This is a genomic window from Desulfogranum aggregans, from assembly GCF_055398265.1.
The window spans coordinates 367,504-385,923 of sequence record NZ_AP042447.1 but is presented as its reverse complement, the minus strand read 5'-3'; the positions used below and the strand labels follow the sequence as shown (position 1 = coordinate 385,923).

Below are 18,420 nucleotides of genomic sequence, written 5' to 3'. Positions count from 1 at the left end.
ATCAGACCAGATCGTGCTGGCGGTTTATGGTTTTTAGGAACCCTCCTTGCTGACCTGCCCCTGCTGCAGTTTGGCGATGGTGGAACGCACCTCTTGAAAGGTGAAAGGTTTGCTCAGGGCGGCTATAAAACCAAAGGATTGATAGTCGGACATGATTGGATCATTGGAGTAGCCGCTGGCAACAACAATTTGAGCAGCGGGATCAAGCTGCAGTATCTTGCGTGCTGTCTCCTTGCCGCCCATACCTCCCGGAACGGTCAGATCCATTATGATCAGATCGAAAGGAGATTGCTGGTGCAGTTCCCTTTCAAAGATACGCAGACATTCCCGCCCTTCACGACAACAGAAGACGGCGTGCCCCTGGTTCGTCAACATAGCCTCCAGGATGTTGCGAACCATTTCTTCATCGTCCATCACCAGTATTTTCCAGGTCTGTTCGGCAAACGGAGCAAAGGCGGGCGTATCAGGATCTTGAGGGAATTCTCGGGGAGAAGCGGGCAGATAAATGTAAAAAGTAGTGCCAGCTCCCGGTTCCGACTCAACGGTTATATGTCCTCCGTGTTTTTGGATAATGGAATAGGTGACGGCAAGGCCGAGGCCGCTGCCATCCTGCTTGGTTGAAAAATAGGGGTCAAAAATTCTCTCCACTATTTTTTGTGGCATGCCGATGCCCTGATCGCGAATCGTCAGGCAGATAAAATTCTGGCCTGCAAGATCTTCCACCTCAGGCGGCTGTTGGTCTTTGGGGAGGTTATGACAGCTCAGATGGATGGTCCCGCCATCAGGCATGGCGTGACGGGCGTTGAGAATAATATTCTGGATAACCTGGCTGAGTTGCCCCTTGTCAGCTTCCACAGGCCAGACCTCTTCACTGCACGCATATTCAATGGAGACGTTGCCACCATGGAGAACAAAGGATGCCGACTCGCTGATAATGTCCCGAAGTAAGGTTGTCTCTTTAACAGGCTCACCGCCCTTGGCAAAAGTAAGAAGCTGCCCGGTGAGCGATTTTGCCCGTATTGATGCATTTTCTGAGTTGCGGAGCAGCGTGCGGGTATCTTCACTGAGTTGATCATCGGTGAGAGCAAGATTGATATTGCCCAGGATTCCGGTAAGGATATTGTTGAAATCGTGGGCAATCCCACCGGCAAGTACGCCCGCCGCCTCGAGCTTGGCTATTTTCAGATGTTCTTTTTCCTCCTTATCCTTCTCGGTAATGTCTTCAACTATTGAAATGAAACCGCTGATCTCGTTTTTATAGTCAAGGAATGGGGCGTTGTACCAGCTGCAGAGAATATGCTCACCAGAGCGGGTAAGGTTTGCGTTTGTATTGCGCAATTCCTTTTTCTTGCTCTTTATGCTCGTAAAGACATCGGCAACCAGCGCCTTATCTTCATCTGCGACAATAAAAGAGGTGTGCTGGCCGAGCGCTTGACTCTTGGAGTAACCGAAGATCTTCTGGGCAGCAGGATTCCATTGCTGAATAACCAGATTTTCATCAAGGACAATAATTCCCAATGGGACCTGATCGATGACACGCTGAATATTTTTCTGGCTGGTGCGCAGATTTTTTTCCGCAAGGTCCTTTTCCTCTACCTTTTGGGTCAATTCTTTTGTGCGTGTGGCAACGAGCCCCTCAAGATGCTCTTTGTAGCGATCCAAACTGGCAAACGAGTTATGCAGCTTTTCCGTCATCTCGTTGAACATTTGCGCAAGCTCGCCAATCTCGTCACGACTGTGAACGGTGACCGCCGTGTCGAGGTTACCGGCAATCACCTGCTGCGCAGATTGTTTCAGCTGGGCAAGTGGCACGACAATTCTACTCGACAGGTAAAAGGCGGCACAGATCGCCAGGAGACCGGAAAATACAGTGATACCCAGCGCCGTGAACAGGTACCTGAAATTATTCCGCTCCACGATCAACCGTTCATAGGCAACATAGTTTTCAACGTTTTTGCGTAAGGCTTGAAATTGAAGATCCAACCGATTTTTTTGATCGTTGAGCTGCAGCTGCGTTGCAGAATACTTTTTCAAAGCGGATGCATAAACGCCGACTGATCGCTTGAGCCTAAATGCCTGCAGCTGCACAGCCTGTTCAACCCCCTGCTGGAGGTAAGGGGTTATGGTATGGTTCAGCTCAGCAATCTGCTGAAAAAGGTTTTCTCGGGAATTGGACTCGGCAAAAGAGGCTGAAAAATGTTTGAGGTTATCCAGCATTACCTGCAATGTATACTCACTGACCTCCTCACCTCGGTTTGGATGAGTCCGAAGAAAAACAGTGGTGGCAGAGGCCAGCTTGCCGAGTTCTTTGTAGAGCCTGCTCTCCAATGCTTCATAGTCAATGACGTAACGGCTGTAGCGCAGGAAATTTTCTTCGTAACCTTCCAGTTCATTGGCAATGTTTTCAACCAGCTGCCGCGACTCTCCCTGGCTTGAAAAATGTGTTTTCTGGTGCAGCTGCTCCCTCACTGAAGCGATAAAGGAAAACACCTTCTGTGCGTACTCCGGCTGCCTTTCCGTACTGTATTTCGCTTCAGCAATGGCGAACTGCGCCAATTCCTGCTGCAGATCGTTATTGAAAATATGGATGGCATTTTGGGTTCTGATCGACGCGACCGTTCCATACCAACTTATCGAAGCGACAAGTACAGAAAAAACGATGAGAACGGCAAAACTTAAGCCAATTTTAATCGAAAAAGACATTATTGTGAGTTGATTGCATGATAGTGCTGGGCCTGTTGATCGAGATTGGCCAAAATTTCCAGGTACTGATCCGGAAAAGCGAGTAGCTCTGTAAAACTGTCTAAACCAAAATCAGCAATACTCGGAGAGGTGGATAAATCATAAGCAAATGCCCATGAATCGCTGCGCTGAATGTGTTGGAAAAGTCGCTGCTTGAGTGGTGAATAATGAGATTTTGGAACGTCCAGGCTGGTTGCAAAGGCACCGGATCCCCTGCTGAATGCCTGCTGTGGCGATGTGTCCAGAAAGCGTGGAAGGAGCTTTTTGGCGAGTTCCCTGTTCGCGGATTTTTTGGTTACGACCAGGCCATCAACCGGTCCGATAGAAGTGTTGCTGATGTTTTCTTTGATCCGGGGAAACGCGAAAAAGTCAAAATCTCTTTTTCCCTGGGCATTGCATGCATCGCCGGTGAACTCCTGGATAGCCCAAGAGCCCATGAGGGTCATCGCCGCTTCACCGGTACACACTTTCCTGACGGCTGCCGCCCAATCAAGCGCATTGGCGTCTGTATTGAAAAAGCCGCGCCGGATGAGCTCGGCCCACTGCTTGTAGACACTGACAACCTGAGGATCAAGATACCTGGCCTCTCCCTGCATCAGTGAATCACGGTACCCTGGCCCGGCTGTGCGCAGCAACAGGTAATCAAACCAAAACTGGGCTGGCCAGCGCTCAACCGCTCCCAATGCAAAAGGCGTCACCCCTCGACCTTTCAACAGGGCGGCCGCAGAAACGAGTTCACTGAAATGTTCGGGCGGTTGAATCTCGAATTGCTCAAAAACAGCAACATTGTAAAAAAAGACAACAATATGCTGGTCCAGCGGCAAAAAATATTTGTGTCCTTCATACACAGCCGCTGTTTCAACCAATGAAGATGAAAGACGAGAACCAATGGAATACGTCTGCCACACATCGTCGAGGGGTTCAAGATACCCCTGAGCCACAAGTTCCTGTGTTTTTGTACCGGCCCAGTAGGTAAAAAGTTCGGGCGGGTCTCCTTTTGCCAGATTGGAGATGATAAGGCTTTTGAACGCCTCATGATCCAGCGCGCTGGCGATTATTTTTTCCTGGTCACTGTACCCATTGATAATGTTGACTGTCTCTTCAACACCACCACCAAGGGCCCCTGAAAAATAGTGATACAGAGACACATGCTCGACAGGAGTAATTTCAGGCTCAACCACCGAAGAGAAAGGTCGAAAGTAAGATATCGAGCTGATCAGAATGATCATTGATACAACGATTATCGCTACAATACTGTTTCGCATAGCGCCTCTACGTCAAGGAAAAACAATTTCAAATACCCTGCTGCAACAGGATACCTTTCATGCCGCCATGCATTCATTGTAGCGTAATCCGATGCAGAACTGAAGGCAATACAGGGTGGGACCGTGGAGATGCGCATAACGATCTATCTGACTGGATTGATCGACACAGGATTGAAAAAGGAATACCCCAGCACTGCTGCATGGATGTAGTCTAGCCCCGCATCCTTGGTCTCAACATGGGCCGGAGAGAATACCTGGAAACAGAGGTTGGTGAGAAAAAAACCGAGTGCAGGAGAGAACTCCCCCTCACCGTTGAGCATATTGCCCTTTATCCAGGGCCTCTATTGATGACAGCACGGTTACATAACAGGCAGGGCAAATTCCATGGGTTATTTTGGGCAACGCTTTCCGTTCAAACAGGCCCAGTACACCAACAGCGTCTTCAAGCTCCTCCCAGTTATCGACATCTGTCTCAATTTTTTTACAATAGCTGCAACACTTTAAAAACTCATCGTTTTCACTGAGATCATCCGGGCAGAAGAAAACGGCTTCCCTCTGCTCTACCCGTAAAATAGAGCTATCAAACTGAACAAAACCATCATACATGCTTGCTATCTTAATATTTAGATACCTTTTCATCTGGGGAGAATCGCACCTGATCGGAATATTTGCAAAAGCATTATTCTCTCTCACTCTTACGACCAGTTCCCTGTAGAGATACTGCACTTCATCGTTTCCTATAAACTCCCACAAAGTACTGCCAAGAATTGCGGGGTTCATAATTGACGTATCAGCTCCATTGCTATGGGCAAAGACATTCCACCCATCACAGACTGCAACAATGGTATCTTCCGAATCAATGGTATAGCTATATACACTCATCGCCATCACGAGCCATCGGTAAAAGGAAATATGGACACCCAGTTCCACTGTGTGACACTAACATATCGATAGCACGAGCGAAAAGAAATATCAAATTCTAATCAGCACAACCGCTCCAGGTAGATATCCCCTTGGAATCAATTCATGGGACCGCTTGCACATAAGCCCCCCCTTTGCAAAATGCACCATGCTCCAATGGGACCACTTCGACAAGAACAATACAGATAAGCTACAATATGAAAGAGGGTAATTTTCCTCTGGCAAACCAGCCTGCTATAATCATCAGGGTCGCTGGAGATTACCTATGCGACTGTTGACGAAGGGGGAGAAATTGACGATTATAGTACGATGTGCCGCACTTGGACGCCATGCAGGGCGGCTGGTGAGCCTGCGATGTTTAATGCAAGCCAGTCATTTCCAATGAGCACAGGGGAATAGATCACACAACCCAGGCTTTAGGCTGTCACAAATTCAGGATTGGTTGAAGAGATGACAAGGATACCCGTGAACAGATTCATTCTTTTGAGTTGCGCAGTTTTTTTGTTTTTTGCAGGCAGCTTGCCCGCATTTGCAGCGTTTTCATCTCTTTTTACCACATCTGACGAATGTACATTTTGCCACACCTCCAGTTTTTCGGCCCTGGTTGACAGTCAGGGAAATGATCTATCCATTGCTGATGACTGGAACCCGACCATGATGGGCAACTCATTTAGAGACCCCCTCTTTCGTGCCAAATTTGAATCTGAAATCGTCCGCAATCCACAACTGGCAGAGACAATTGAGGATAAATGCCTTACCTGCCATGCGCCGATGGCCAGAACCCAAGCGAAGCGGGATGGCGCTGTCACCTATTCACTCTCTGAGGCTGAAAACAGCGTGTTTGCCCAGGACGGGGTAAGCTGCTCGCTTTGTCATCAGATTCAAAAAGACGGATTGGGTGACCCGTCAAGTTTTTCAGGAAATTACGCTATCAGTGATGAGCGAAAAATATTTGGTCCCTATACGCAGGTATTCCCCAATCCCATGCTCAATCATGTTGACTATCTTCCCATGTACGGTGAACAGGTTGATAAACCTGAGTTCTGTGCAACCTGCCATACCCTCTTCACGCCAATTGTTGCCGATGATGGGAAAATAGCAGGGAACTTTCCAGAGCAGACCCCCTACCTTGAATGGTCAAACAGTATATACGCTGCACCTGAAAGCTACCTCTCGTGCCAGGATTGCCATATGCCCAGAATCGATGAACCGGTAAAAATTAGCAACCGTCCTCCCTGGTTCCAGGAAAAACAATCGCCGTTTTGGAAACACCACTTTATAGGCGGCAATACATTGATTCTGAGGTTATTGAAGGATAACAGGCATCGCCTTGGCAGTCCGGTGCCAAACCCACTTTATGCAAAGGCGCTCAAAAGAACGGAGAAACGCTTGAGCCGTGAAGCGGCTGCAATTGAAATAGTAAAAGTAGAACAAAAAAATAGTCGGCTGCACATAGATGTTCGGGTCACCAACAATACAGGACACAAGTTCCCTACAGGATTTCCATCGAGAAGGGCATGGCTTTATCTCACAGTCACAGACCAGCAGAAACAAATAATTTTCACATCAGGAGAATATACCCCTCAAGGGAAGATCGTTGGCGTAGACAGCACCTATGAACCACATCACCTGGTCATTAACTCGCCGGAGCAGGTACAGATCTACCAGTCGATCATGGGCGATGTCTCGGGCAACCATACCAGTACCTTATTGAACGCTGCCTCCTACCTCAAAGACAATCGGCTTCCCCCCAGGGGCTATAAGCAGTCAGGGAAGATGGCCTCATTTACCCAGATTGCGGGAAAAGCTGCCACTGATATGAACTTCAATGCGATCGATGATCAAGAAGGCACAGGCGCTGATATCGTTTCGTATGATATCCCTATCATGGAAGCCAGGTATCCCTTAGCAGTCAAAGCGCAACTTTTATATCAATCAAGCAGCCCTCGGTTCCTTGATGACCTGCTGCAGGACGATACACCAGCAATTTCACAATTCAAAGAAATGTATGCTCATGAGGCGAATATCCCCGTCGTCATTGATGTCGCATCTTACAACCTGGTCCGATGAGAATGCTCATACAAACGGAAGCGGGCGTCCCAGCCCAGGCTTCTCGTGGTACGCCTCTTATTCTTCACGCCCATATACCTGTAAACTCAAGCAAACCACCATCGCGTTTACCATCAAACGTTCTCTATATGGTCGTACGCCCGATAGAGTATGCCCCATTGGAATCCTGGAAAAATTGGGGTGACAAGCATGCGACTACTTTGATAGGTTTGATATGTTCCAGATTTGATCCACCATTTTACCAATTTTTATCCTCACTGCTCAAACCTCTAAAGGGGGAAGACCAATGGTAAAAGCATTATCCCTAACGCAGCTGGCGTTCCGTTATCAACGGCTTCGACTGTCAAGCATTACCAAAAAAATTCAACAGGTTGGTCGCCTGGCCGTTTACCTTGGGGCAGTCCTTACCATGGTGAGCTGCGCGACCACCTTGCCGAATGTTCCTCCTCTGGGCGAATCGGGAGTTCTTCTGCCGGGTAAAGTCGTTTGGCACGACCTGGTGACACCCGACATTAAATCGGCCAAAGCATTTTATGGTACTTTATTTGATTGGTCATTCGAGGAGCTTTCCAGTGGGTATGTGCTTGCGAGCCATAACGGACGACACATAGCTGGCATTGCCAAACTTGACCTGCCGCGTACAACGAGCAACTGGTTGCCGCTGCTATCGGTTGCCGATATTGACCAAACACTCGCAGAGGTGACAACAGCAGGAGGAAAAACCATATTACAACCCTTTACATTGGCCGACCGTGGGCGGATAGCTGTACTCAAAGACCCACAGGGTGCATCTTTTGGTATTGTTCAGAGTAGTAAGGGCGATCCAGCTGACCGCAAACCGGAAATCAATGACTGGCTATGGAATGAAATCTGGACAGAAGACGTTCCTTCCGCCATCACCTTTTACCAAAAAGTTGGCAAGTATCACATGGCGGAAAAGACTTTCGGGGATATCCGTTACCGTTACCTGCAAAGCAATGGAAAACCGCGCATAGGAGTAATCGAAAAACCGAGCCCAGAGATAGGCAATACATGGGTAGCTTACATACGGGTTGCAGATGTTAACTCCACGGTAGAAAAAGCAAAAGCTCTCGGTGGACAGGTTCTGATGGCTCCCCAGGAATCGGTTCGGCAGGGAACCGTGGCAGTTCTCACCGATCCCAATGGCGCTGGTTTTGTGGTCCAGGAATGGGACAAATACAAATAGCACAGAGGAGCGAAACAATGGCTAAATGGATCTGGCGGCTTATTCTCATAGCCTTGGTACTGGTGGTAATGGTTGCGTGTTCGCCTTATGCAAGTCTTGATATCGGGGTTCCATTCAAGGTCGGCCCTGTTTACGTGAATCCGAAAATCGGCATCGGTGGATTGCTGTAAACTGTTATTCTTTGGCAAAGGGTGCGAGTGCCTGGACTGTGCATCCTGCAACACAACACAGCATAAAAGAAAAAAGCAGCTCGCCCCGCCTGAATACAAGCAGATGATCGAGCAATGACGCAAACGTGATAAATGGCACCCTTGAGTATTCAGCCAAAAAACGATCTGTTACACTCCCCGGTGGGTTCTGCCCACTAGGGATAACCCTGCACGGACAAAGACATGAATATAGTCGAAGCAAGCTGTACGCACTGCAATCTCAAAACCATCCTCCCCTCTATCCCTGATTTTGTAATCGATGATCATGGTGAGTACATTCCCCTCAAGCACCCAGGAGAACGGGCCACACTTGAGCAGGTACTTGGTAAAGGTTATGACCCTAAAGTACTGGGAGAGCGATTAGTCACCTACATCCCTATGGCGTGTGCAGCATGTAAAACGCAATTCAGCGTAGACCTGAAAAGAGAAGAGCCTCAATGCTCCGAATGCGGTTCTGAGGATGTCTATATCATCATGCACTACATTGAGAAGCCCTGCCCCATCTGCAATGAAGGAGTGATTAAATCAACTGTCGTGGGCGAATCATGACCTTTACCCACAGTCTTTTTGACATCAAGGGTAGAAGCAAAAAAGAAAAAGGTTAGCTGATCTCCTTGGTGAAGCTAACCTTTTGAAAAGATGGAGCCGATAACCGGACTTGAACCGGTGACCTACTGATTACGAATTAACAGCACTTCCTTATAATTACAAATAGTTACACAATTAATAATGCCTAAACAAGGCATTTAAATGAACCAAGCGAGGGGTAACAAGGAGGTTAGTTGCCTAAAAATTTTTCTTAATCGCTCCCAAAATATGATCATACTCTAGCGCCTACCGAACCAAACTGCTCATTCCGTGGTCTGTCCCTTAATATTCCGATGCAAAAGGGGCAGGTAATATTGTAAAGAGCTAATTCTTCACCAGAAACTCCAGACCATTCACCCAGTTGCCACCAGCTATCCATTAGTACTCCCTTTGTATATTCAGCTCTTAACGCAGCAAAGTTTATTTCCGCTCAACAGTCCATCGTGAACTTTTTATGTATTTTCTATGATCTAGCCATTCAATTTTTTTTGTATCTTTATTGTAATGAATAAAAATGTCTTTACTTGGAATTCTGGCTGACTCGTCAAAGCCAATATCTTTTAACTCAATGTCTCCAGAATAATATTCCTCTAAAAAGAGTAAAAATTGATCAACATCATTCTGGTAATTTGAGCCAGTGGAGTATTTTTCTATAAGGAGTTTGAATTTTCTCCCATCGTTTGTGTCTGCATAAAATGCAAATGCTAATGAAAAAGGATTACTGTTGCTTAATTTTTTTTCGCTTGAGGTTACTAAATGGGGTTCTGTATCTGGTTTTGGCATCAAGCTATTCAGCATTTTCGATAAATTCTCTTTCAATATTCTGTAATGGTCTTTTCCCATTTCAGATAGAAAACTATCAAAATATGATTTACTGATGTATGCCATAATTGCCGCAGGAAGAAACCATTCAGGGCACGCAAAAGGACCAAAGCTTTCTCTTTCTTCAATATCAATCACAAAATTATCAATAGCCAAACTTTCTTTCAATTCATTGAAAATAACACTCGGATAATGTTCGTCATACGATATAACTAAATGAGGTATATTTTTCATTTTCATTTCATAACGCCAGCCGTAACCGGCGCATCTGTAGTGAGCGCAGCGAGCAAAAAATGCGTCCGAGTTTACGGCCTTGTTAGGTTTGTTCTTCATTCGTAAACTCCAGAATCGTCAACGTTTCATGGACGAGATCTAGAGGCCTAATCTTCTCTTCTCCCTTTGAGAGCTCAATCGGCGCAAAGAGTTCGTCCCACAAGCTTCGACCTTCTTCTGATCTCGCGACTTCTTGTATTTGCTGGCTGATTGCACCGATCATCTGTTTCGGCGAAATAGCCTTACCTTCGACTGGGTCACTGCACCATATTGGCGTTGAATTGGTATCGTTAAAGTAAATGAAATGGGAGTCATTGTCTGAGTACGCATCAGGGCAGCTTGTTACATCTGCCAAGCGCAATGATTCGAGATCTGGTTCGCTACTATATAGCTCAGTTCGTTCAAATAGCATTGGGCATGCGTAATATACAAAAGCACCAATATTGCTATTCAAATTGTAAAGCAACTCGTGCTGAGAGAAACCGGTATTTATGTTCTTTTTCGTATCTAACGACACTCTATAGTACGGTCTGTTCGTGATCATTGAAGGGGTATGCCCAGGGCGCCGTTGCATCTGTTTAACTACTTTGTATTGCAGAAACAAACCAATGAATGTGCTTGAAAGGCGATATCCGTTTGATAGAGCACTAGACTTAAGTTTTTCAAACATCTCCTGATCGGTCAGGTCGGAACGGACGAAGGCCTGATCAAAACCAACGAAACATTCTCTTTGTGGGGAATATTTATAGAAATTGAAAGCACCCGCGCCGAGACCAAGATTGGTACTAAAAAGCTCCATCAACGACTTGTGATAATGCATCTCAAGTACGGTTTCATTGATACTCATTATTCTTCCTTATTTTCGTAACCTAACGTTTTAATAACCGGCCGCAAAATGCGAAAGGATACAATTGAACTAATATTCAACTTTATGCGGTAGGTAAAAGTTTCAATACCGCAAACATTTTTGCGGTCCGAGTTGATTTACTTGTTAACTGAAATGTTTAGCAAAATACTCAATAACTTCTGAAGATTGAGCATTACTTCTAAAGTCTTTGTTCTCATCAAAATCTATATTGGGTATTAGGTGTATAAATTGATCATCAGAGTAGAGCGTAGAAACTGCCATATTATATTCATTCTTCTCTTTAAGCCCAATTAACGCATTTGCATTTTCAATCGCTGCACCAATCAGTATGTCTGAAAGTTGTACAGCGTAACTAGACTTAGAGTCTACTTGCTTGACTTCACACAGTTTCAGTGGGAAATTAAGTGTGGTCAACTTTGATTGAATAAACTCTTTATTAATTTTATGAGTTATGAGCTTCTGAATAAGTTGATGATATTTTTTGAGATTGCCTGATCTGTCGTGAACAATTTGATATTCACTATCTCTAGTATTCTCGATTCTGTTTATTAGTGAAAACAGAACCACATAAGCAGCATCAGTGCTGGATTTATCCGACTGGATTGACTTAATACAAGCTGGGTACTCTATTGCTAATGGTCCCCAGCATTCGGGCAATTCCCTCCATGGCATAGATTTTACAGCTTCTACTAATGTCACTATAGCAATATCACTTTTGGATTTAACTGCGTGTTGAAACAGACCTAGTACGTGTTCAAATTGATCATTACCAAATAATGTCGGACCAACGTAAAACAGAAGTGATGCTAGTGAATAATTATTTCCACCTTCATAGAAATCAAAATCTTGATGGTAGTAGAAAGGTTCAATTGCAATGTCCAAAAGCAATAAAATCAAAAGATATCTTTTACTGCAAATATAAGTGACACAATAATATTTAGAAAGGAGCTCTCTTTGTAATTCTAATAGTGAAGCCCAGTATTTCTTTTTTTTGGCTAATTTTCTATACTTCAGTTCACTTGCCTTTGAATCTGGGAAATGTTTTAATATAAGATCTTTTGCCTCCAGTTCTGATATCAATATCGCAGATGCACCCTGAAATTGTTGTTGGGAATTCATCAAGTCGTAACCTGTGTATCCACTTTCATCTACGAATATTTTATCCATTTCTGAATGATCTATATGCTGGTTTCTACAGTGAACGCTTTGCTCAGCGGCGCGCGCCTTTGGCGCGTCCGCTGGAGCTAATTGTTAAACGTTTTGAATACATATATTGCTTTACATCAAAGGCACATTATATCTTTTTGCCTTTCTTTATTTGTCTGTCAATTTTGGCGTTTTCGGACGAGTTGCTTATAGCGACCAAGATCCAAATTATGATCCAAATACCTGCTGTAATGATTGAAAGAAGCAAATGAAGTATATGGCTGGTTTTCTTCTTTTTGCTGAGCATCACAGCAACTTCTTGATCGGTGTAAGGCACCGTATCTCCCTTTTTGTGCTGCTTCGCTCTCACTGGTGCGCCACAGCCAGGGCAAGTAGCTGCACTATCGGAAATTTCTTTTCCGCATTCGTGACATTGAATAAGTGCCATACGTTCTCCTTTTTCGTTTTTACGTTTAACATTTAATAGGCGTCAGACCTACTTTTGGACATTCGTATTCATTCTTCTCAAATCGGGCTTTTCTCTGCGAAACACAGCTATCTAATTTTGTGTGCTTATTTTTAGCGCTGAGTCTGTTTGGTTCTGTAAAACTGGTGATAGTGTCAGGGGCGACCTGAAATTGTATCTGGACGGGCGGTTTGAAATTGCATCATTTCAAGGTGTCATTTTCTTCAAAAAAGATTTTTAAAATCAATTCTTCAAACCGTATTTTCTTCCTTATCTTAGAAGGTAAACTCCCCTGTGAGGTGTTTAAGATTACACGGAGTGGATTTTCTTTCTCCCGAAAACCGCTTCATTTTTAAACCGGCAAAAAACAACAATTTCACGCAGCCGCTAACAGTGATTAGCACCATTATACGTCTGACGCCTAATACAATAAAAATTTTTACCTTGTTATGCGTCTTCATATTCTGTGGGCCTGGAGCCAATCAGCCAGTATACGTCGATCTTCTCAAAAAAAAAGGGCAAACTATCTAATTTTACATAGATAATTTGCCCTGTTGCTTAACGTTTCCTACTGTGTGGTTGTTGTAAATTTCCTCATTTTGTGAAAAGCAACGTCATTCCAGTGTCCCCAGGTTATCGAATGGCTTGGCCAAGCAACTCGTCGACCAAGATACTTTTTCAGTCGTTCGTCCCCGATTTACAAACATTGGATTTGAAAGAACAGTTAAAACGGGAAGAAATTACAATGTAAGTCAAGAAAAAAATTAAATTTTTTGTTTTATTTCAGCATGTTGCCACTTGATACAGATTATGCTATCTTTGAGGATTGATCCCCAAGTATATCATCTTCGCTCTCTTCCTTTCCTCTCTTCCATTTGTCGAACATGGGAAAAGCTGCCTTAAACATATTTTCAAACCAGTCCGTATTCTTCCCGCCGGTTTCCTTAATCCACTGATCGATCTCATCTAGCAAGCCTACTCTTCGCCGCTCTACTCCATCAAGTATCCAGTCTGTTGAAAGATTATATTTTTTCCCAATCTTGTAGGCCCATTCTGCGGGAAAATCATTTTCTTTCTTTTTTTTAGATACATAAGCAGCAGAGACCTCAACTATCTCTGCAACATCTCTCAGCTTTCTCCGAAATAATAGGGGACAGACCCCATTTTTTCCTCTTCCAGTCAGAGAGAGCGTCGAGGCGGTTTGCTCTCTTCCTTTCCCCTCCCTCATCGATAGCAGATAACCTGCGATCATTCAAAGGCTTTTTTTGTCTGTAACGGTATGGATTTATGGCGGAAAATAGGTTTTGAACAAAAGTTGATCGTCCCCAGAGGGTTTGCGGGGAAGGAGGTGGTGTGAGAAGCGTAGTGCAGAAACAAAAAAAGGAGGAAGCCAGGCTTTCTCCTTTTTCGCTATATGGTGCCCCCAAAGGGGCTCGAACCCTGTTGCTGGCGTGAGAGGCCGCACCGGATACTACTTCTCAATTAAAATCAGGCTCGATTGAGGGAAATGTGACATTACCGGGCATTTCAGGTGCCTAGGAAACACTGAATCACCCCGGCTTTTTCGGAGACAGTTTTTGTTTGAGCCAAGCAGCTTTTATTGTACAATCGATATGTTAGCCGCTTCCTGACATGGAAAACAAAACATGTTTTCCCTCCATCTTGAGTGAACATTTTTTTCTTACAACGACGTTGCCGTAAACAACATCCGTGTCCATTCCTAGGTGCTATCAAGCAAACTTGTTTGCGCCTTTGCAGGCGTTACGCGAAGCCGTTTTCTTTGTGTTTTTCTGCAATAGTATCCGCCATAGTATTCAGGGCGTCAAAGGTTTCCTCTCTCGGTACCCCTTTACAGAGAACAGGATCAATAATTTCGACCTTAAGATTGGGAATCATCTGAGCAAGCATATCCACGGTCTTTCCTCCCCACCCGTAGGACCCGATAATAGACAGAAATTTTGCATTTGGTCGCAGGGCGTTGGCTAAAAATGTGGCATAGGCTGCATATGGATGTGGTCCTGCCAGAACAGTCGGTGTGGCGACAACAATGGTTGCCGCATCAACCAGGGCCATGGCCAGTTTCCCTATATCGGTTACAGCAAGATTAAACGGTTCGACCCGTACACCTCTAGCCACCAGAGCGCTAACCAAATGGTCGACCATCTGTTGGGTGCTGTGGTGCATAGATACGTGGGGTAATACCACCGTATTTTGAGGAGTTCCCAGAGTCCAGTCATTATAGGCATCGATGATGAATTCCGGACGTGAAAATATCTGGCCATGACCGGGGGCAATCATTTCGATGTCGTAGGCTGCAAGTTTTTCCAGATTTTTTGTAATCACCTTCCTAAATGGCATCATGATCTCAGCAAAATAGCGTTTAGCTGCCTCGTAGACCCGTCCTTCGTCTGTGACAAAAAGATCACTTGTCGCAATATGGGAACCGAAAAAATCACAACTAAACAGGATCTTGTCTTCCTCAAGATAGGTCACCATGGTCTCCGGCCAGTGAACCCATGGCGTATGGATAAACTGCAGCGTTTTATCGCCCAGAGAAAGCTTTTCTCCATCTTCGACAGTGACAAAAAAATCATCAGGTATCTGTAAAAGATCGATGAGCATTCCTTTTGCCTTGGGCGTACAGACAAGCTTTGCTTCAGGATATTTATCAAGAACCTGCATAATGATTCCAGAATGATCCTGTTCTGCATGCTGCGAAACGATGTAATCTATCTTAGAAACACTGCCTAGCTGTGCCATAAATTCTTTGGCCATATGGGGTTCATCTGTATCCACTAAGACAGTCTTTTCGCTACCTTCTATTAAATATGCATTATAGCTTGTGCCATCGGGAAGCGGGATAAGCGAATCAAAAAGACGACTGTCCCAGTCTACCGAGCCCATCCAGTAAATATTCTTTTTAATTTTTCGTGGAATCATTTTGCACCTCCATAGGTGGCAATAAAATTATTTTTTCACACTATGATTACAGAAGCACCATAATCACTGCGATGAGTGATCTTCGGTAATGAGTATGTTCTAGTCAAGGTACTCATAAACAACATTCGCCAGAATATGAAAATTTTCTTCAGGAAATTTCGCACACTGCTTCCTCATATCCATAACCGATTGGAAAATTTCTCTTTTTGTTACTTACTATTTAAGTTGCACCGCTTTTGGAAAGAGAATGTTATTCTCAAGATGCACATGCTTATGGAGATCCTCCTCGAACTCCTTAAGTTGTCGATAAGTAAGAGCAAAAGTATTACAGGCATCATCCGGTATCGTATATCCCTTGGCAAGCCGGTGGATATCATGGACGGCATCACCGATTTCTTCATGCTCTGCCATCAGGGTTTTCAATGATTCTTGCATTATTTCAACATCCCCTGCAGAAGGCCTTGTGCCTGCTTTTTTATTTACGTCAACTCGTTTGAGAGCCGGAAAAAATGTTTCTTCCTCTTCTCTAAGATGAGCCTTTAAATTAAGGGCAATCTTGCTGAAAAGTACATCGATCTTAACCACCTCCGGATGGTTGGAGCCATGTACATCGGCGATTTTCCCTGTATATTCATTTATTTTGTCCATGTTATCTTTGAGATAACCATGATGGACATTTACAATATAATCAGCAAGATATGATAACTCCCATGAGGAAAAGTCGTGGCTGCGCTCAACTGGTTCCTTCTTTACCGCTTCGAGTTCTTGGGTGAGCAAAGCAATATCGATCTCTTTTTCTTTGCAGATAATGCGGAGTTCGGTGTTTCCACCACAGCAGAAGTCGACTCCATGCTCCTCAAATACCTTTGCAGTCCGGTAGTCTTCAGCGACGATCTCGCCGACAGTTTTATTTGCTTCGTTCATTGTATTGCCTCCAAGGGGAATATTTTACGCAACACTAATACCAAAATTCAGGGTATTTCCTGTTTTTTGGAATATTGTTGATAACCAGGGCGATAATAAGCATAACAATTGCTCCTAAGGCCGTCGGCATCAACACATAGAGGCAGCCGAGATTGTGAACACTTTCACCACCGATTACCGCGATCAGAGCGGTGGCACCTCCCGGGGGATGGAGCGTTCCGGTTAGGTGCATCACTGCTATTGCAGTAGAAACGGCAACGGCCGCTGCCAGCCAGGGGTGATCACCCAGCAGCTGGAAGGCTGTAACCCCGATACACGCAGAAAGAATGTGGCCTCCAAGAAGATTCCTCGGTTGGGCCAAAGGGCTGCGAATAGCGCCGTAAATGAGCACTGCCGATGCACCAAAAGAGCCTATAACCAGCATCAATCCTGTTTGGTCGAGTATTTTATAATGGATGAGAGAAATGGCAGCCAGGCCTGTAAAACTGCCGATCCAGGACCAAAGGACTTCATTCAGACCAACTCGTGGAGGACGTTGTCCGCCGCCTTTCATCTTTTGCAGATAGTTCATGCTGTTGGCCTCTCTCGTAAATTGTGAAAAGAATGTGCCAGATCGGTGCGGGTAACGATCCCAACCGGTCGTCCATCACCATCAATAATCGGCAAACGGTTGATCTGCCGTTCGGCAAAAAGAGAGGAAATGGCGCCGATGGTCATCTCCGGGTCAGCGGTTATCGGTGGTTTGGTCATGATGTCGCCGACATTCCGGTTACGTAATCTGCCGATCATACAGCTCTTGCTGTCCAAACAATGCGTGGCTATCTGCATAAAAGAAGGGGTTGTGCCCAAGCCCATCTCTTTAAGGAAATCTTTTTCGGAGATAACGCCGACCACCCGACCATCATGGTCAACAACTGGTCCGCCTGAAATTTGTTGTTCGGCAAGCAGATGGGCAGCTTCGACAAGAGCCATCTCCTGCTCCACGAATAACACCGGTTTACTCATGATATTTGCTGCAGTCAGGCTATTGAAGAGTCTGGTAATCGCCAGAGAATAGGCTGTCTGGTATATTTCTTTAAAGTCGCCGGGGGTGATATCTATATAGCCGGGGATGCGTTTCATCGCCTCAAATACATCCTGCTCGGAAATACCCACAGGATTTAATGTTTCATCAGATGTCTTTTTCATATATTTTTCCTTACGTTGTGCTACCAGGACAATCCCATATCCCAAAAAAAATATCTTCTTTTGCCCTTACTTGTACAAATGGTATCGCGCCACAGAATTAAAACAAATATCTCGCACTCGGTAATTGACCTACGTCATATAATTGCTATTTATCTGTCCCCTTCCTCTTCCATACAGTTGTTATCGTATGTCGATGGCCAAGCACTACAACTGAGGTCATATATGTGTAAGTGTATGCGTATTTAGTATATATTTTCAGTTCGTTATAGCTTGCTGCACAAAGTCTCGCCCTTCGCCCGCTTCCTCGTGAGTCACCCCATCTCGGATAGGATAAATTCGTTAAAAGGTCGGAATGATTTTTTCGTCATGAGTAACAACAATTATGGCAGTTTCGAATCGGCACGCCATATCGTTGAGCAAGCGAATCACTGCTAAGGCCCGTTGGCTGTCAAGTGGTGCAGTGGGTTCATCAGCAAGAATCACTGGTGGTCGATTGACCAATCCCCTGGCAATAGCTACCCGTTGCTGCTCTCCGCCGGAAAGTTGTGACGGCATAGCTTTCGCCCGCGACTCCACATCGAGTGATTGCAGCAACTTCATTGCCCGATTCCTCGATTCGCTGTTTGATACGCCGGCCAGCATCGGCAGCAAGGCGCCATTATCGGTTACATCAAGAAAGGGAACCAGATAGTTACTATCAAGAAAAAAGGTTTTGGCCGTGCAGAACTTGCCTGCAAGAGTTCGGTAGAGAAAGAAAAACAGATGAAAAAAACCAGCTATCTACCTTGCCA

Annotated in this window: 17 protein-coding genes and 1 pseudogene; 4 read left to right on the top strand and 14 right to left on the bottom strand. The window is 45.0% G+C overall.

Annotation, left to right across the window (positions count from 1 at the left end):
• Positions 1 to 33: 33 nt before the first annotated feature.
• The 4 genes from ACZ52Z_RS01820 to ACZ52Z_RS01805 all read right to left on the bottom strand — a co-directional run bounded on the left by ACZ52Z_RS01820 (position 34) and on the right by ACZ52Z_RS01805 (position 4,889).
• A complete protein-coding gene (locus ACZ52Z_RS01820; RefSeq protein ID WP_464269056.1) occupies positions 34 to 2,703 on the bottom strand; it encodes an ATP-binding protein in 2,670 nt (889 codons plus the stop codon).
• On the bottom strand, positions 2,703 to 4,007 hold the full coding sequence (locus ACZ52Z_RS01815; protein ID WP_464269055.1) for an ABC transporter substrate-binding protein: 1,305 nt from the start codon (positions 4,005 to 4,007) through the stop codon (positions 2,703 to 2,705). The genes ACZ52Z_RS01820 and ACZ52Z_RS01815 overlap by 1 nt, the downstream gene beginning before the upstream one ends.
• Before the next feature lie 143 nt (positions 4,008 to 4,150).
• Positions 4,151 to 4,327: a hypothetical protein gene (locus tag ACZ52Z_RS01810; RefSeq protein ID WP_464269054.1), complete on the bottom strand. Its 177-nt coding sequence runs from the start codon at positions 4,325 to 4,327 to the stop codon at positions 4,151 to 4,153.
• On the bottom strand, positions 4,314 to 4,889 hold the full coding sequence (locus tag ACZ52Z_RS01805; RefSeq protein ID WP_464269053.1) for a hypothetical protein: 576 nt from the start codon (positions 4,887 to 4,889) through the stop codon (positions 4,314 to 4,316). Before ACZ52Z_RS01805 ends, ACZ52Z_RS01810 begins: the two co-directional genes overlap by 14 nt.
• A gap of 558 nt (positions 4,890 to 5,447) precedes the next feature.
• On the opposite strand from ACZ52Z_RS01805, the gene ACZ52Z_RS01800 reads away from it, so the two are divergent.
• The 4 genes from ACZ52Z_RS01800 (at position 5,448) to ACZ52Z_RS01785 (ending at position 8,963) form a co-directional block, all read left to right on the top strand.
• Entirely contained in the window at positions 5,448 to 6,998 is a 1,551-nt protein-coding gene (locus ACZ52Z_RS01800) for a hypothetical protein (protein ID WP_464269052.1), read from the top strand.
• A gap of 286 nt (positions 6,999 to 7,284) precedes the next feature.
• Positions 7,285 to 8,205: a VOC family protein gene (locus ACZ52Z_RS01795; RefSeq protein WP_464269051.1), complete on the top strand. Its 921-nt coding sequence runs from the start codon at positions 7,285 to 7,287 to the stop codon at positions 8,203 to 8,205.
• Between the two features lie 17 nt (positions 8,206 to 8,222).
• A complete protein-coding gene (locus ACZ52Z_RS01790) occupies positions 8,223 to 8,375 on the top strand; it encodes a hypothetical protein (protein WP_464269050.1) in 153 nt (50 codons plus the stop codon).
• Positions 8,376 to 8,597: 222 nt separating this feature from the next.
• Positions 8,598 to 8,963 carry a hypothetical protein gene (locus ACZ52Z_RS01785; protein ID WP_464269049.1) on the top strand — a complete coding sequence of 122 codons (366 nt, stop codon included), beginning with the start codon at positions 8,598 to 8,600 and terminating at the stop codon, positions 8,961 to 8,963.
• A gap of 459 nt (positions 8,964 to 9,422) precedes the next feature.
• Here the strand turns inward: ACZ52Z_RS01785 and ACZ52Z_RS01780 are convergent, their stop codons facing one another.
• From ACZ52Z_RS01780 to ACZ52Z_RS01735, 10 genes and pseudogenes are all read right to left on the bottom strand, one after another.
• Complete coding sequence (locus tag ACZ52Z_RS01780) at positions 9,423 to 10,157, bottom strand: hypothetical protein (protein ID WP_464269048.1); 735 nt, start codon at positions 10,155 to 10,157, stop codon at positions 9,423 to 9,425.
• Positions 10,141 to 10,944 (bottom strand): hypothetical protein, encoded by an 804-nt coding sequence (locus ACZ52Z_RS01775; protein ID WP_464269047.1) that lies wholly within the window; start codon positions 10,942 to 10,944, stop codon positions 10,141 to 10,143. Before ACZ52Z_RS01775 ends, ACZ52Z_RS01780 begins: the two co-directional genes overlap by 17 nt.
• Positions 10,945 to 11,088: 144 nt before the next feature.
• Positions 11,089 to 12,132: a DUF3800 domain-containing protein gene (locus ACZ52Z_RS01770; protein WP_464269046.1), complete on the bottom strand. Its 1,044-nt coding sequence runs from the start codon at positions 12,130 to 12,132 to the stop codon at positions 11,089 to 11,091.
• A gap of 127 nt (positions 12,133 to 12,259) precedes the next feature.
• Positions 12,260 to 12,559, bottom strand: a complete 300-nt coding sequence (locus ACZ52Z_RS01765; protein WP_464269045.1) for a zinc ribbon domain-containing protein — start codon at positions 12,557 to 12,559, stop codon at positions 12,260 to 12,262.
• Between the two features lie 826 nt (positions 12,560 to 13,385).
• Entirely contained in the window at positions 13,386 to 13,829 is a 444-nt protein-coding gene (locus tag ACZ52Z_RS01760) for a hypothetical protein (RefSeq protein WP_464269044.1), read from the bottom strand.
• A 509-nt stretch (positions 13,830 to 14,338) separates the two neighbouring features.
• Positions 14,339 to 15,517, bottom strand: coding sequence for an FprA family A-type flavoprotein (locus ACZ52Z_RS01755; protein WP_464269043.1), 1,179 nt, complete (start codon positions 15,515 to 15,517; stop codon positions 14,339 to 14,341).
• A 216-nt stretch (positions 15,518 to 15,733) separates the two neighbouring features.
• Complete coding sequence (ric, locus tag ACZ52Z_RS01750; protein WP_464269042.1) at positions 15,734 to 16,441, bottom strand: iron-sulfur cluster repair di-iron protein; 708 nt, start codon at positions 16,439 to 16,441, stop codon at positions 15,734 to 15,736.
• Positions 16,442 to 16,475: 34 nt separating this feature from the next.
• Complete coding sequence (locus ACZ52Z_RS01745; RefSeq protein ID WP_464269041.1) at positions 16,476 to 17,012, bottom strand: HPP family protein; 537 nt, start codon at positions 17,010 to 17,012, stop codon at positions 16,476 to 16,478.
• Positions 17,009 to 17,629, bottom strand: coding sequence for a CBS domain-containing protein (locus ACZ52Z_RS01740; RefSeq protein ID WP_464269040.1), 621 nt, complete (start codon positions 17,627 to 17,629; stop codon positions 17,009 to 17,011). Before ACZ52Z_RS01740 ends, ACZ52Z_RS01745 begins: the two co-directional genes overlap by 4 nt.
• Positions 17,630 to 17,884: 255 nt before the next feature.
• Positions 17,885 to 18,319: pseudogene (locus ACZ52Z_RS01735) on the bottom strand (ABC transporter ATP-binding protein); the annotation flags it as partial.
• Positions 18,320 to 18,420 lie beyond the last annotated feature (101 nt).

Bases quoted from the DNA above. Each gene is read 5' to 3' on its own strand.
- ACZ52Z_RS01820 (WP_464269056.1), bottom strand. From the start codon at position 2,703: ATGTCTTTTTCGATTAAAATTGGCTTAAGTTTTGCCGTTCTCATCGTT.
- ACZ52Z_RS01815 (WP_464269055.1), bottom strand. From the start codon at position 4,007: ATGCGAAACAGTATTGTAGCGATAATCGTTGTATCAATGATCATTCTG.
- ACZ52Z_RS01810 (WP_464269054.1), bottom strand. From the start codon at position 4,327: ATGCTCAACGGTGAGGGGGAGTTCTCTCCTGCACTCGGTTTTTTTCTC.
- ACZ52Z_RS01805 (WP_464269053.1), bottom strand. From the start codon at position 4,889: ATGAGTGTATATAGCTATACCATTGATTCGGAAGATACCATTGTTGCA.
- ACZ52Z_RS01795 (WP_464269051.1), top strand. From the start codon at position 7,285: ATGGTAAAAGCATTATCCCTAACGCAGCTGGCGTTCCGTTATCAACGG.
- ACZ52Z_RS01790 (WP_464269050.1), top strand. From the start codon at position 8,223: ATGGCTAAATGGATCTGGCGGCTTATTCTCATAGCCTTGGTACTGGTG.
- ACZ52Z_RS01785 (WP_464269049.1), top strand. From the start codon at position 8,598: ATGAATATAGTCGAAGCAAGCTGTACGCACTGCAATCTCAAAACCATC.
- ACZ52Z_RS01780 (WP_464269048.1), bottom strand. From the start codon at position 10,157: ATGAAGAACAAACCTAACAAGGCCGTAAACTCGGACGCATTTTTTGCT.
- ACZ52Z_RS01775 (WP_464269047.1), bottom strand. From the start codon at position 10,944: ATGAGTATCAATGAAACCGTACTTGAGATGCATTATCACAAGTCGTTG.
- ACZ52Z_RS01770 (WP_464269046.1), bottom strand. From the start codon at position 12,132: ATGGATAAAATATTCGTAGATGAAAGTGGATACACAGGTTACGACTTG.
- ACZ52Z_RS01765 (WP_464269045.1), bottom strand. From the start codon at position 12,559: ATGGCACTTATTCAATGTCACGAATGCGGAAAAGAAATTTCCGATAGT.
- ACZ52Z_RS01760 (WP_464269044.1), bottom strand. From the start codon at position 13,829: ATGATCGCAGGTTATCTGCTATCGATGAGGGAGGGGAAAGGAAGAGAG.
- ACZ52Z_RS01755 (WP_464269043.1), bottom strand. From the start codon at position 15,517: ATGATTCCACGAAAAATTAAAAAGAATATTTACTGGATGGGCTCGGTA.
- ric (WP_464269042.1), bottom strand. From the start codon at position 16,441: ATGAACGAAGCAAATAAAACTGTCGGCGAGATCGTCGCTGAAGACTAC.
- ACZ52Z_RS01745 (WP_464269041.1), bottom strand. From the start codon at position 17,012: ATGAACTATCTGCAAAAGATGAAAGGCGGCGGACAACGTCCTCCACGA.
- ACZ52Z_RS01740 (WP_464269040.1), bottom strand. From the start codon at position 17,629: ATGAAAAAGACATCTGATGAAACATTAAATCCTGTGGGTATTTCCGAG.